13 protein-coding genes are annotated in these 13,837 nt (G+C 72.5%); 7 read left to right on the top strand and 6 right to left on the bottom strand.

Features of this window, described 5'->3' with window-relative positions; translation table 11 throughout:
- Positions 1–19: 19 nt before the first annotated feature.
- Positions 20–928, bottom strand: coding sequence for a LysR family transcriptional regulator (locus ACYQ8Q_RS39425; RefSeq protein ID WP_460071540.1), 909 nt, complete (start codon positions 926–928; stop codon positions 20–22).
- Positions 929–1,051: 123 nt separating this feature from the next.
- On the opposite strand from ACYQ8Q_RS39425, the gene ACYQ8Q_RS39420 reads away from it, so the two are divergent.
- The 5 genes from ACYQ8Q_RS39420 to ACYQ8Q_RS39400 all read left to right on the top strand — a co-directional run bounded on the left by ACYQ8Q_RS39420 (position 1,052) and on the right by ACYQ8Q_RS39400 (position 6,323).
- Positions 1,052–2,065, top strand: coding sequence for a fumarylacetoacetate hydrolase family protein (locus ACYQ8Q_RS39420; RefSeq protein WP_460071538.1), 1,014 nt, complete (start codon positions 1,052–1,054; stop codon positions 2,063–2,065).
- A complete protein-coding gene (locus ACYQ8Q_RS39415) occupies positions 2,062–3,024 on the top strand; it encodes a cyclase family protein (RefSeq protein WP_460071537.1) in 963 nt (320 codons plus the stop codon). Before ACYQ8Q_RS39420 ends, ACYQ8Q_RS39415 begins: the two co-directional genes overlap by 4 nt.
- A 177-nt stretch (positions 3,025–3,201) precedes the next feature.
- The gene (locus ACYQ8Q_RS39410) at positions 3,202–4,350 is read left to right on the top strand and encodes an FAD-dependent monooxygenase (RefSeq protein ID WP_460071535.1); all 1,149 of its coding nucleotides are present in this window, start codon (positions 3,202–3,204) and stop codon (positions 4,348–4,350) included.
- Entirely contained in the window at positions 4,347–5,372 is a 1,026-nt protein-coding gene (locus tag ACYQ8Q_RS39405) for an amidohydrolase family protein (RefSeq protein ID WP_460071533.1), read from the top strand. Before ACYQ8Q_RS39410 ends, ACYQ8Q_RS39405 begins: the two co-directional genes overlap by 4 nt.
- Positions 5,373–5,384: 12 nt before the next feature.
- Positions 5,385–6,323 (top strand): VOC family protein, encoded by a 939-nt coding sequence (locus ACYQ8Q_RS39400; RefSeq protein WP_460071532.1) that lies wholly within the window; start codon positions 5,385–5,387, stop codon positions 6,321–6,323.
- A 73-nt stretch (positions 6,324–6,396) separates the two neighbouring features.
- Here ACYQ8Q_RS39400 and ACYQ8Q_RS39395 read toward each other — a convergent pair whose 3' ends face one another.
- From ACYQ8Q_RS39395 to ACYQ8Q_RS39385, 3 genes are all read right to left on the bottom strand, one after another.
- A complete protein-coding gene (locus ACYQ8Q_RS39395; RefSeq protein ID WP_460071530.1) occupies positions 6,397–6,810 on the bottom strand; it encodes a DUF6069 family protein in 414 nt (137 codons plus the stop codon).
- Between the two features lie 151 nt (positions 6,811–6,961).
- On the bottom strand, positions 6,962–8,068 hold the full coding sequence (locus ACYQ8Q_RS39390) for an NAD(P)/FAD-dependent oxidoreductase (RefSeq protein WP_460071529.1): 1,107 nt from the start codon (positions 8,066–8,068) through the stop codon (positions 6,962–6,964).
- A gap of 241 nt (positions 8,069–8,309) precedes the next feature.
- On the bottom strand, positions 8,310–9,743 hold the full coding sequence (locus ACYQ8Q_RS39385; RefSeq protein WP_460071527.1) for an amino acid permease: 1,434 nt from the start codon (positions 9,741–9,743) through the stop codon (positions 8,310–8,312).
- Positions 9,744–9,928: 185 nt separating this feature from the next.
- On the opposite strand from ACYQ8Q_RS39385, the gene ACYQ8Q_RS39380 reads away from it, so the two are divergent.
- Together ACYQ8Q_RS39380 and ACYQ8Q_RS39375 are read left to right on the top strand one after the other, a co-directional pair.
- Positions 9,929–10,627, top strand: a complete 699-nt coding sequence (locus ACYQ8Q_RS39380) for a FadR/GntR family transcriptional regulator (RefSeq protein WP_460071525.1) — start codon at positions 9,929–9,931, stop codon at positions 10,625–10,627.
- A 59-nt stretch (positions 10,628–10,686) separates the two neighbouring features.
- Entirely contained in the window at positions 10,687–12,159 is a 1,473-nt protein-coding gene (locus tag ACYQ8Q_RS39375) for an APC family permease (RefSeq protein WP_460071523.1), read from the top strand.
- Between the two features lie 88 nt (positions 12,160–12,247).
- Here ACYQ8Q_RS39375 and pqqE read toward each other — a convergent pair whose 3' ends face one another.
- Positions 12,248–13,351: a pyrroloquinoline quinone biosynthesis protein PqqE gene (gene pqqE / locus ACYQ8Q_RS39370; RefSeq protein WP_460071522.1), complete on the bottom strand. Its 1,104-nt coding sequence runs from the start codon at positions 13,349–13,351 to the stop codon at positions 12,248–12,250.
- A complete protein-coding gene (gene pqqD, locus ACYQ8Q_RS39365; RefSeq protein WP_460071521.1) occupies positions 13,348–13,620 on the bottom strand; it encodes a pyrroloquinoline quinone biosynthesis peptide chaperone PqqD in 273 nt (90 codons plus the stop codon). The genes pqqE and pqqD overlap by 4 nt, the downstream gene beginning before the upstream one ends.
- Positions 13,621–13,837 lie beyond the last annotated feature (217 nt).

Genomic DNA, 13,837 nt, shown 5'->3' with positions numbered 1-13,837 from the left:
GCGGCACACAGGGCACCGCTCACTCCTCGGCCAACGTCGCCCCCACCTCCGCACACTTCTCGCGCAGCCAGATGTGCGCCGCGTCCTGGGCGTGGACCGGGTGCCACCACAGGGCCTCCTGGACCGGGACGGCCTCGAACGGGCAGGGCAGGACGCGCACCGCCGCCGCACGGACCGCCTTGCGGGCCAGCCGCTCCTGGATCATCGCGACCCGGCGGGTGCCCTCCACCATGTGGGGCAGCAGCTGGAACGTCTGCACGGAGACCTCCACCCGGGGGCTGATGCCGAGCATGCTGAGCTGCCGGGCGACCGGGGCGTCGTAGGGCCGCTGGTAGACCGCCCAGGGCAGCCGGGCCAGATGGTCGAGGGTGACGTCGTGGCCGACGTCGGGGTGGTCGTCGGCGACCAGGCAGAGCCAGCGGTCCTGGTGGAGGTCGACGGCCGGGAAGCCGTCGATGACGCCGTGCGGCAGCAGCAGCCCGTCGACGGTGCTGAGCGTGGTCGCGGTGTTCTCCACGACATCGGGCGTCGGGTTGCGGAAGGTGAACCGGATCCCGGGCGCCTCCCGGTGCACGGACCGGGCCAGCGCCGCGCCGAACACGGCCGCGCCGTAGTCCGAGGCGAGCAGGGTGAACTCCCGGTTCTCCACGGCCGGTTCGAACTCGGCCTGGCTGGCGAACACCCGCTCCAGCAGATCGCACGCGGTCGCGCTGCGGTCCCGCAGGGCGACCCCGAGCGGGGTCAGCTCGTAGGCGTTGCCGGTGCGGGCCAGCAGTTCGTCGTCGAAATGGCGCCGCAGCCGCGCCAGCGCCGCGCTCATCGCGGGCTGGCTCAGCCCGATGCGCTCGCCGGCCCGGGTCACATTGCGCTCCTCCAGCAGGGCGCGCAGGGCGAGGACCAGGTTGAGATCGAGTCGGGACAGGTTCACCGGGGGCACCACCTAGGGAGCGAAAGGCCATCCATGCCATGGATGCGGAAGATCCACAGGATTGATTTCCGTGATCTGCCGATCGGGGTCAGAGTAGACCGCACCCCAGCAGGAGGAAATCTCATGGCAACGCTCGCGCAACCTGCCGGCCCGTTCGCGCTCGGCACGTTCTCCGTCCAGCAGACCGAGGAGGACACCTCGGCCGGGCCGTCCTTCCCCGGTCTCCTGGCCGGGGGACGGGTCCTGGACCTGAGCCGGGCGCTCGGCTTCGCGCCGACCGGACTGCGCGCCGTGGTGGAGCGCTGGGAGGAGACCCTCCCCATCCTGCGCGCCCTCGCGGACGACGGCACCCGGGACTGGCGGCCCCTGGAGGGCCTGCGGGTGCACGCCCCGCTGGAGCCCCGGCAGATCTTCCAGTCCGGCGCCAACTACCGGCAGCACGTGATCGACCTGGAGGTCGCCCATCGCTCCCCCGACGACCCGCGCACGGTGGAGGAGGCCCGCGCGGAGATCGCCGCGATCATGGACCGCCGGGCCGCCGAGGACCTGCCGTACGTCTTCATCGGTCTGCCCAGCACCGTCGCCGGCCCCTTCGACGACGTGGTGCTGCCCTCGTGGGCCGAGCAGCCGGACTGGGAGCTGGAACTGGCGGCCGTGATCTCCAGGCCCGCCCACCGGGTCCCCGTCGAGGAGGCGCCGGAGTACATCGCCGGGTACACGATCGCCAACGACCTCACCGACCGGGCGACCGTGTTCCGCCGGGACATGAAGGCCATCGGCACGGACTGGCTGCGCTGCAAGAACGCCCCCGGCTTCACCCCGCTGGGCCCCTGGCTCGTCCCGGCCGAGTCGCTCGCCGACCCCGGTGACCTGCGGGTGACGCTGAAACTGAACGGCGAGGTCATGCAGGACGAGTCCACCAAGGACATGCTCTTCGGGGTGGCGCGGCTGGTGTCGTACATCTCGCAGACCGCGCGGCTGCTGCCCGGCGACCTGGTGCTCACCGGATCGCCCGCCGGCAACGGCATCCACTGGGGCCGGCTGCTGCGCGACGGCGACGTCATGGACGGCTCGATCACCGGGCTCGGCGCCCAGCGCACCCGCTGTGTCGCGGAAGGGGCGGAGGGAACCGCATGAGCCTGGACCGGCACGACCCCGAGGGCGCGATCGCCGAGGCCGCCAAGGCGTGCTCCAACTGGGGCCGCTGGGGAGAGGACGACGTCCTCGGCACCCTGAACTTCCTCGACGCGGCCAAGCGCCGCGAGGGGGCCGCCCTGGTCCGCCGGGGGGTCAGCTTCTCGCTGGCGCAGTCCTTCGACATGAACGGCCCGCAGAAGGGCTGGCGCCGGCGCACCAACCCCGTCCACACCATGCTGGACACCGGAACCGACGCGGCCCTCGGCAACCAGGGCTTCCCGCACGGCATCGGCGGCGCCGACGACGTGATCGCGATGCCGCTCCAGTGCTCCACCCAGTGGGACGGGCTCGGACACATCTTCGACCACGGCAGGGCGTGGAACGGGCGGGCCGCCGAGAAGGTCGTCACCTCCGACGGCGACCTCGTCACCGGCATCGAGCACATGGCGCCGTACGTCGCCGGCCGCGGGGTGCTGCTCGACGTGGGCCGGGTCGTCGGCACGGACGGCGAGCTGCCCGACGGGTTCCCGGTCACCGAGGAGCATCTGACCGCGACCGCCGAGGCCCACGGGGTGACCGTCGGGCGCGGCGACCTCGTCCTCGTACGGACCGGGCAGCTCGCCCGGGCGCGGCGCGAGGGCTGGGGCGACTACGCGGGCGGCCCGGCACCCGGGCTGTCGTTCACCTCGGCCGGCTGGCTGCACCGCACCGAGATCGCCGCCATCGCCACCGACACCTGGGGCTTCGAGGTCCGCCCGAACGAGTTCGCGCACGCCTTCCAGCCGCTGCACCAGGTCGCCATCCCGCACATCGGTCTGCTGATCGGCGAGATGTGGGACCTCGACGCGCTCGCCGCGGACTGCGCCGACGACGGCGTCCACGAGTTCTGGCTGACCGCCGCCCCGCTTCCGATCACCGGAGCCGTGGGCTCCCCGCTCAACCCGATCGCCGTCAAGTAGCACGCACCACCGCGCCCCGACGCAAAGGGGCGCGGGGCCGCATCGCGAGGCGGCCCCGCCGCGCGGGCGCGACCAGCCACGGACAGCCCGCAGATTCCCTGCGCCACGCGCAGCGCAGCGCCTGCGCACCCCCGCCGCCCGAAGCCGCGCGGCCCAACCCCGGGAGGTATCCCCGACATGACTGACAGCCTGATGCGTAGTGTCCTCGTCATCGGCGGAGGCACCTCCGGCAACGCCCTGACCGTGCTGTTGCGCCGGGCCGGGATCGCCGTCGACCTGATCGAGGCGAGCCCGGACTGGAAGGCCGCCGCCGGCTCCGGCATCACCCTCCAGGGCAACGCCCTGCGGGTGCTGCGCGAGGTCGGGGTGCTGGCGGACGTCGAGAAGGACGGGTACGCCGCCGAGGGCCTCGCCGTCCTCGCCCCCGACGGCACCGTGCTCCACGCCCACGAGGAACTCCGCACCGGCGGCGACGACCTGCCCTCCCACATCGGGATGCAGCGGCCCCGGCTCCAGCAGCTCCTCATCGGCCTGGTGGGCGCCTCGGGCGCCGACGTCCGCCTCGGCACCACGGCCAGCGCGTTCGCCCAGGACGACGAGGGCGTGGACGTCACCTTCTCCGACGGCACGACCCGCCGCTACGCCCTGGTGGTCGGCGCCGACGGCCTCGGCTCGGCCACCCGCGGCATGATCGGTGTGCCCGACCGGCCCGAGCCGACCGGCATGGGCATCTGGCGTGCCCCCGCGCCCCGCCCGGCCGGGGTCCGCCGCACCGAGATGATCTACGGCGGCCGCTGTTTCATCGCCGGGTACTGTCCGACCAGCGAGGACACGGTCTACACGTATCTCGTCGAACCGGCCCGGGACCGGGCCGCGCTGGACCCGGCCGGACTCGCCGACGAGATGCGGGCGCTCTGCGAGGACTACGGCGGCGCCTGGCCGGAGCTGCGGGCCGCCTTCACCGATGCCTCGGCCGTCAACTACACCTGGTTCGACCGGCTGCTGGTGGAGGGGCCCTGGCACCGCGGCCGGGTGGTGCTGGTCGGCGACGCCGCCCACTGCTGCCCGCCCACCTTCGCACAGGGCGCCGCGATGTCCCTCGAGGACGTCCAGGTCCTCACCGAGCTGCTGACCGGCCTCGACCGCTGGGACGCCGGGGCCCTCGACCGGATCCTCACGGACTACCACGCCCGTCGGCTGCCCCGGGTGCGCATGGTCGTCGACGCCTCCGTCCAGCTCGCCCAGTGGCTGCTGGAGGGGCGGCGCGACGCCGACGTCCCCGGGCTGATACGCCGTACCCTGACCGCCCTCAAGGAACTTCCGTGACCGAGCCCCAGTCGCCGCCCACCATCGACGTCCACGCCCATCTGCTGCTGCCCGGGATGGAGGAGACGGTCGCCGGGCAGCCCGGTCTCGCCGCGGCGCGCGCGCTCGACGCGCGCCGCAACGGTCCGGCCGCCCTCGCCGTCAACGGCCCGATGGTCGGCGAACGGATCCCCCGGCTGACGGAGGTCGCGGTACGGCTCGCCGCGATGGACGCGCGGGGCGTGGACATCCAGCTGGTGAGCCCCTCACCGTCGCACTACCACTACTGGGCCGAACCCCGACTGGCCGAACACCTCTGCCACTTGGCCAACGAGGGCACCGCCGCGCACTGTGCCAAGGCCCCCGACCGGCTGTACGGCCTCGGTCTCGTCCCGCTCCAGCACCCCGGCCTCGCACCGGCCCTGCTCGACCACGCGCTGGCGCAGGGCCTGCGGGGCGTGGAGATCTCCTCGCACGCCCCCGGCCCGGGCGGGACGCGGGAGGTGGAGCTCTCCGACCCCCGGCTGGAGCCGTTCTGGACCCGTGCGGAGGAGACCGGCGCCCTGGTCTTCGTGCACCCGTTCGGCTGCACGCTCGACGAGCGGCTGGACCGGTGGTACCTGTCCAACACCGTCGGCCAGCCCACCGAGAACGCCGTCGCGCTGTCGCACCTGATCTTCTCCGGCGTCCTGGACCGCCATCCCCGGCTGCGGCTGATCGCGGCCCACGGCGGCGGCTATCTGCCCACCCACATCGGCCGCTCCGACCACGCCTGGCGGGCCCGCCCCGACGCACGGGGCTGCGCCCGCGAACCGAGCAGCTACCTGGAGCAGTTGTACTTCGACTCGCTCGTCCACGACCCGCACGTCCTGCGGCAGTTGCTCCTGGCGGTGGGGCCGCGGCAGGTTCTGCTCGGCTCCGACTTCCCCTTCGACATGGGCACCGAGGACCCGCTCGGCGCACTGCGCGCCGCGGGTCTGCCCGACGACGACTTCCACGCGGTGCGGGGCGGCAACGCCGCCGCCCTGCTCACCCTCTCCTGAGAAGGACCCCCCATGGGCAACCGCCTGCTCACGCATCTGCGGCACGTCGACCTGGCCGTGCCCGACTACGACAAGCAGCTCGACTTCTACGCCGGCGTCTGGGGCCTGACCAAGGTCGCCGAGGACTCCGGGATCTCCTTCCTGGCCGCCGAGGGCAGCCCCGAGCAGTACGTGATCCGGCTGCGCAAGTCCGAGGAGAAGCGCCTCGACCTCGTCTCCTACAGCGCGGCGAACGCGGCGGACGTGGACACCCTCGCCGAGCAACTCCTGGCGGGCGGGGTTCAGTTGGTATCCCAGCCGGGGAAGGTCGACACCCCCGGCGGCGGCTACGGCTTCCGCTTCTTCGACGTCGACGGCCGCACCGTCGAGGTCTCGGCGGACGTCGAGGTCCGGCGGCACCGAAGGATCGAGGAGAAGGAGGCGATCCCGGTGAAGCTCTCCCACGTCGTCCTCAACTCCCCCGACCTCGACCGGACCCGCCGGTGGTACGAGACCCACCTCGGCTTCCGGCTCTCCGACACACTGAGCTCGCCGCACCTGGGCGAGGTCATGCACTTCATGCGGATCAGCAACCAGCACCACTCCATGGCCCTGGCCAAGGGCCCGCACACCTCCCTGCACCACGTCTCCTTCGAGATGCGCGGCCTCGACGAGTACATGCGCGGGTCGGGCCGGGTGATGCGGGCAGGGTTCCAGAAGATCTGGGGCCCGGGCAGGCACATGGCGGGCGACAACACCTTCACCTACTTCCTCGACCCGCACGGCAACACCGTCGAGTACACGACGGAGCTGGAGGTGCTGGACGAGGACACCTGGCACCCGCACGTGTACGACTTCTCGCAGCCCGAGGTCACCGACCAGTGGGGCACGGCGAACCCGATGAACGAGTTCGTCGCGAAGGAGTCGTTCAACGACGTCGACCCGGGCGTCTTCGTGGCCCCGCCGGTCTGATCCCCGCGGCAGGCATGCCAAGGGCGGGCGGGGACTGGGGTCCCCGCCCGCCCTTCGTGCACGAGGCCCGGGCTCAGGACAGCGGCATCACCTTGCGGTAGGTGAACACCGCGACCGCCGCGACCGCGACATGCATCAGCAGCAGCGCCACCACGCCGATGACCCCGCCCGCGCCGAAGAGCAGGAAGTCCGGGACGAAGGACACGACGACGACGGTCGGAGCCAGCCACCGGACCAGGGCCGCGGGGTCCTTGGACACCTTGCGGACGACGGCCCAGCCGATGGCGCCGGCCACGGTCCCGACAGCGGTCAGGAAGATGTAGGACCCGGGCTCGAGCGGCTGGAAGTCGTCCGGGGCGCCCAGTGCCAGGGCGGCGAGGGCGAGCACCGCGTCCACGACGGACGCCACCACGACGGCGGCGATCACCCCTCCCACGACGACGAGCGGACCTCGGCGGACGGCGGCGGCTTCAGAGACGGCAGACATGGGGGCTCCACGGGGGGGGACGGATCTCACAGATCTCGATACGCTTGAACTCTCAAGCATGCCCTCACCCTCCCCCACTGTGTTTGAAATTTCAAGCCCAAAGCGACCAGCCCGAAGCGACAAGGCGTGCCCACGAGAAAGGGTGTTGCCGTCAGGCCGCCGTGTAGCCCAGCTGGCGCCGCATGAACGGGGTCATCAGGGTCTTCGCCTTGGCCATGGTGATGGGCCGGGGGCCGAGGACCGCGGTGTCGCCGCCCGGCACGGGCAGGACGGTCACCCCGTCGGACGGACCGAACGGCACGATGAGCGGGGTGCGGTGGACCACCCGGTAGGAGCGCGACCTCTTGCCGTGCCGGCCCGGACTGCGCAGATACGCACCGATGTTGTGGGCGGCGGTCTCCGCCTGGGAGAGCGCGGCCGGGGCGACCTTCAGCTCGCCCACGTCGTTCACGTCACCGACCGCGAACACGTCCGGCCGCCCCACCACCCGGAGCATGTCGTCGACCTTGACGTGTCCGGCGCCGTTGAGCCAGTCGCCGTGTCCGGCCAGCCGCAGCCAGAGCGTGTTGGGGGTGGTGCCGGTCGCCCAGAAGGACAGGTCGGCGGCGAGGACGGCGCCGCGGCCGTCGCGGAAGGTGGCGAAGTCGTTGCCCGGGGACATGAAGGAGTCCAGCCGCACCTCCACCCCGTGGGACTCCAGCCAGGCACGGGCCTTGCGGCCGGCGCGGGCGCTGCCCGTGGAGGTCAGCAGTTCCGCTCCCGAGTGGGCGAGGGTGACCCGGGCGTCGGGCCGGGCCAGCCTGATCTCGGCACTGAGCTCGACCCCGGAGGGCCCGCCGCCCACGACCAGGACGTGCTCGGCACCGGCGATCTTCCGCTGGTGCTGGCCGAACACCCTGGCCGCCTCCTCCGCCGTCCCGCCGCTGAAACGGGCCGGTTCGGGGTAGTCGGCGCCGGTGGCGATCACCAGGACGTCGTACGGCAGCCGCTCGCCCGCGGCGAGGACGACCTCCCGCCCGACGGGGTCGATCCGGACCGCCTTGCCCACGACCACCCGGCCGTGGCGCAGGAGCCGGTCGTACGGGATGAACGGGGTCACCGTCCATTCGGGGCGCACACCGGCGCGCAGGGAGGCGATGCGATGGAAGAAGACCTCCTTGCGGTCCACAAGCGTCACGTTCGCCGTCGCGTCCAGCCGTTTCGCCAGGCGGACGCCCGCGTAACCGCCGCCTATCACCACTACGTTGCCGTCTCGCACAACGAGTCTCCTGTGCTGGGTGGGGGGATTGAGCGCGAGCGTAGCCTCTTGAAACCTAAAGTACTTGGGGAGTTGGTGAAGGTTCCGTGAAGACGTGCCCGGGGCCGCACGCTCAGGCCGTCGTCCCCGGCACCGGTCCGCGGGAGGGCAAGCCCCTCGCCCGACCGGCGGCGCCCGGACGCCGACGAGGCCGGACCCGCCGCAGGAGAGGCGGGTCCGGCCCTCGGTCCACGTGGGGTGGTCAGACCTTGGAGGACGAGGTCAGGGCGTCGTGCGCGGCGCCCCGGCCGAGGCGCTGGCGGACCACGGCCACGACCACCACGCCCACGGCCACCAGGGTCGACAGGACGACCTGGTCACGGCCGCCGCCGTCGGCGGTGTCGGTCAGCATGTAGAGCAGGACGAAGGTGATCAGGGCGATGGTGGCCCAGGTGAGGTAGGGGTAGAGCCACATCCGCACGACCAGCTTCTCGGGCGCCTCCCGCTCGATGATCCTGCGCATCTTCAGCTGGGAGAAGCAGATCACCAGCCAGACGAACAGGGCGATGGCACCGGAGGAGTTGAGGAGGAACTGGAAGACGGTGTCGGGCCAGAGGTAGTTGAAGGCGACCGCGACGAAGCCGAAGACGACCGAGGCGAGGATGGCCGCGCGCGGCACACCGCGGTCGGTGGTGCGGCCGAAGGCGGCCGGGGCGTCGCTGCGGCGGCCGAGGGAGAACGCCATGCGCGAGGCGGTGTACAGACCGGAGTTGAGACAGGACAGCACCGAGGTCAGCACGATCGCGTTCATGATCTGGGCGGCGTGCGGGATGCCGATGGAGCTGAGGGCGGCGACGTACGAGCCGTCCTTGAGGATCGCCGGGTCGTCCCAGCGCAGCAGGGAGACCACGAGGAGGATCGAGCCGAGGTAGAACACGGCGATCCGCCAGATCACACTGTTGGTGGCCTTGGTGACCGCGCCCTGCGGGTCGGCGGACTCACCGGCCGCCAGGGTGACGATCTCGCTGCCCATGAAGGAGAAGACGACCATCAGGACGCCGGTGAGGATGGCTCCTGGTCCGTTGGGCAGGAAGCCGCCGTGTGCGGTGAGGTTGGAGAAGCCGGACGCCGGGTGGTCCGAGCCGGGCAGCAGGCCGAAGATCGCGAGGCCGCCGATCACGATGAACGCGGCGATGGCGACGACCTTGATCCCGGCGAACCAGAACTCGAACTCGCCGTAGGAGCTGACCGAGGCCAGGTTGCTCGCGGTCAGCACGACCATGACGATCAGGGCCCAGCCCCACTGCGGTACCGCGGGGATCCAGCCGGCCAGGATCTTGGCTCCGGCGGTCGCCTCCACCGCGAGGACGACGACCCAGAAGAACCAGTAGAGCCAGCCGATGGTGAACCCGGCCCAGCGGCCGAGCGCCCGGTCGGCGTAGGCGGAGAAGGAGCCGGAGGTGGGGTTGGCCGCCGCCATCTCGCCGAGCATCCGCATCACGAGGACGACGAGGACGCCGACGAGGGCGTACGAGATCAGGATGCCGGGGCCGGCGGTGGCGATGCCGGAGCCGGAGCCGACGAACAGACCGGCGCCGATGACGCCGCCGATCGCGATCATCGACAGATGGCGGTTCTTGAGTCCGGCCTTGAGACCGGGCTCTGCGGGAGGGGCTTCGGGGAGGGTTGTGGTCATCTCGACATCCGGGGAGGAGGGGACGGGCTGTCGAGGCGCGAAATTAGTTCACTGCGATCGAAAAGAACAAGGCTTGTTTAAGTGTTCACCTTGCTCTATTTTGCAGGCAACGTGGAACCGTCACTTCCGGGAGCCCTCCGTGCACCACGCCGTGACCCCGCTCAGCAGGCAGTTAGGGTGGCGCCGTGGTGAATCCAGCGGGCAAGTTCGGCCCCTACGGCGGCGGGGACACCCGCCTGCGCTCCGGCGGGAGTCAGACGGGGTCGGACCTGGTCCGTTCCCGGGTCGCGCTGCGGGTGCGCCTGAAGTCCGTGGCACCGGGTGACCGGCTGCCGGACGCCGGCGTCCTCGCCGAGGAACTGGGCATCGGTGAGATCACCGTGCGCCGCGCGCTGGAGGGGATGTGCCAGGACGGTCTGCTCGACCGGCGGCGCGGCCGGGCCGGCGGCACCTTCGTCGCCGCGGACTGGGACACCGTCGTCGCCCTGATGCACGACGCCGAGGAGGCCGCTCTGCTCGACTCCTTCCACCTGCTGCTGGAATGCGGACTGGTGGCGCACGGCGCGGGCGAGGTCCCCGAGGGCTCCCTCGAAGGGCTGCGGTCGCTGGTCGCGGAGATGGACCTGGCCGAGGACCCGGCCCGGCTGGTCGAGCTGGAGACCCGCTTCCACCTCGACCTCGCCGAGCTGCTCGGCGGCGCCGGGATCCGCGAGTTCGCCGCCGATCTCCTGGGCCGCCAGTGCCTGCTGCTGCCCCCACCCGACCCGGCCGTGGTCAGGGCCCGCAACCGCTGCCACGCCGAGCTGCTCACCGAACTCGGCCGCGGCGCGATGGACCCGGCCGTACAGGCCGTGAAGGAACACCAGCGGGCCCGCCCGAGCTGACGGCCGGCCCCGCCCGCCGCGCCCCTCGCACCGCCACCGTCCCCGAAGGAGCAGTCGCCATGTCCGACCCCGGAGCCGTCGGCCCGCCGCCGACGTCGGGCCCCGCCGGCGGCCCGCCCCAGCGGCTGCGCGGCGGAGTGCTCGGCATGGCGGACATCGCCGCCGCCACCATGGCCAACGTGGGCCCGGCCATGAGCTTCTTCTTCGGCTTCGCCTTCCTCGCCACCACGGCGGGCGTCGCCTCCCCGCTCACCATCGCCGCCGCGGGCGTCGCGGTCGCCCTGCTCGGCAACACCCTCGCCGAGTTCTCCCGCGCGCACCCCTCGGCGGGCAGCTTCATCACCTTCGTCGGCAAGACCTTCGGGCCGGTCAGCGCCGTGACCACCGCGCTGCTCGCCGGGCTCGGCTACATCATCGCGATGGCCTCGGTGATCGCGATCTCCGGCGGGTTCGTGCAGATCACCCTGCACCACTACACCGGCATCGACCTGCCGTGGATCCTGTGGACGCTGCTGCTGACCGGGGTGTCGGTGGTGCTGATGCTGCGCGGGATCGTGGTCTCCACCAAATGGGCCGGCTACTTCTTCGGCGTGGAGATGCTGGTGCTGGTCGTGGTCTCGGCGGCGGCGCTCTTCGAGCACCGCGGCAGCCTGTCCGCGACCCCGTTCCTGCCAGGCCATCTGCGCCACGGCCTCAGCGGCCTCGCGGCCGGGTTCCCGCTGGCGGTGTACCTGTTCATCGGCTGGGAGAACTCGGCGGCGCTGGCCGAGGAGACGGAGAACCCGCGGCGCAACGTCGGGCGCGCGGTGCTCTCCTCCGTCGCGATCATGACAGTGAGCTACATCCTCTTCTCGTACGCCACCGTCACCGGCTTCGGCTACGACACGGCGGCGCTCGGCGACTCACCCCTGCCCTTCATCGACGTCGCCCACCACACCCTCGGGGCGCTGGCGGTCCTCGCCTACGTCGGCGGGCTGACCTCCACCCTCGGCGTGCTGATCGCCGGCATCAACTCCCAGGCCCGGCTGATCTTCAACGCCGGGCGTGAGGGGCTGCTGCCGTCCTTCTTCGGATACGTCCACCCGACGCGCCGTACGCCCAACAACGCGATCGTCACCTTCGCCGTCACCTCGCTGCTGATCATCGGCGGCTGGGGGCTCGGACACCTGCTCGGCCCCGACGGCGGGCGGATGGACCCCGTGGTCTTCTTCACGGAGTCCTCCAGCCTGGGCGCGCTGCTGATCCTGCTGGTCTATCTCGCCTCGAACATCGCGCTGCCGCTGTACTACCGCCGCTACCGGCCGCAGGAGTTCCGGACCGTACGGCATCTGGTGCTGCCGGCGATCGGGGCGCTGGCGATCCTGGTGCCGCTGTACTACCTGGCCAAGCCGGGGCAGCCGGCGCCGTACTCGTGGTTCCCGTATGTGGCGCTGGCGGCGCTGATCGGGTCCGTCGGGTACGCCGCGGTACTGGTGCGGCGGGATCCGACGTTGGCGGAGCGGGTGGGGTCGGTGGTCGCCGACGCGGAGTAGTTTCCCGCGGGTGGGGGCGGGTGCGGCGCCGTCGTGGCGTGTCGCGCCCACGCGGCGGAGCCGCATGTCGATACAGCCCCGCGCCCCTTCAGGGCACGGCTGCCCCGGGTCGGCGATAGATGTACGGGGATGGGGTGGGCGCGGTTGCCGTGAGGGTGTTCAGGATGTGGTGGTCCGGGGACAGGGCGCAGGCCGGGTCCGTGCGGGTCGGGTCGCCGGTCAGGGCGTGGGCCTGGCAGCGGCAGCCGCCGAAGTCCTCCTCGCGGCGGGGGCAGGTGCCGCAGGGGCCGGTCATCTGCCAGTCGGTGCCCCGGTAGCGGGTGAAGGCGGGCGATTCGTCCCAGATCCAGGCGAGCGGACGGTCCCGTACGTTGGGCGGGTCCAGGCCGGGCAGGGAGGCGGCGGCCGGGCAGGGCAGGACGGTGCCGTCGGGGGTGACGGTGAGCGAGACCGCTCCCCAGCCGCCCATGCAGGGCTTGGCCACCCCGTCGAAGTAGTCGGGGACCACCCAGACCAGGTCGATCCGGCCCGCGAGCCGCTCGCGCCGGCGTTCGACGGTCTCCCGGGCGCGGGCCAGCTGGTCGCGGGTCGGCAGCAGCGCCGCGCGGTTGAGTAGGCCCCAGCCGTAGAACTGGGTGTTGGCCAGCTCCACGCGGTCCGCGCCCCAGGCCTCGCCCAGGTCGACGAGGTCGCCGACGGAGTCGAGGTTGTCGCGGTGCAGGACGACGTTGAGGCCGAGCGGGAGGCCCGCCGCGCGGACCAGGGCGGCGGCCCGCTCCTTGGCGGCGAAGGCGGACGGGCGACCGGCGATCCGGTCGTTGGCCCTGGCGTCGGAGTGCTGCACCGAGAGCTGGACGCTGCGCAGCCCCGCCGCGCGCAGCGCGGTGAGCCGGGGCTCGTCCAGGCCGGTGCCGCTGGTGACGAGCTGGGTGTAGACACCGGCGGCCTCGGCGGCGGCGACGATCCGCTCCAGGTCGGGCCGGAGCAGGGGTTCGCCGCCGGAGAGGTGCGTGTGGACGACGCCCAGCGCGGCGGCCTGCCGCAGGACGTCCGTCCACTCGTCGGTGCCGAGTTCGCCCGAGCGGCGGGCCAGTTCGAGGGGGTTGGAGCAGTACGGGCAGTGCAGCGGGCAGGCGTGGGTGAGTTCGGCGAGGAGGGCCCAGGGACGGGCCGGCGGGCCGCTGGGGGTCATCGGAGCCAGCCCTCCCCGCGCAGCCGGTCGAGGAAGGCGGGGACCTCGGCGGCCACCGGGGCGCCCGGGAAGCGCGCGGCGAGTTCGCCGACGATCCCGGGCACGGTACGGGTCCCGTCGCACAGGGCGACGATCCGGCCCGCGTGGCCTTCGAGGACGACCACCCGTTCGGGCAGGACCAGCAGGTCGGCGCCCCGCACCGGGTCGTGCCGCAGCATCAGCGCCGGCGCGAGGACGGGACGCCAGTCGGCGACGGCCGCCGCCGTCACCCCCGCACCCGCCAGGGCCGCAGATCCCGCTGCGCCGCCCGGTCGCCGTCCGCCCCGCGCCCCTGCCCCGGCCGACCGTCCGGAACGGCACCGCGCCGCCAAGGCCGGCTGTCCGTCTCCGGCCGCTCGGCGGAAACGGATCGCTCGGGCCGGACGGCGCGCTCAGCGCGAGCGGCACGCTCGGCCCGGTCGGCGCGCTCGGCCCAGATGGCGGGGC

It is taken from the genome of Streptomyces sp. YKOK-I1 (assembly GCF_054660435.1).
Note: the sequence above shows the minus strand (reverse complement) of the source record. Positions and strands in the feature narration are given on the sequence as shown.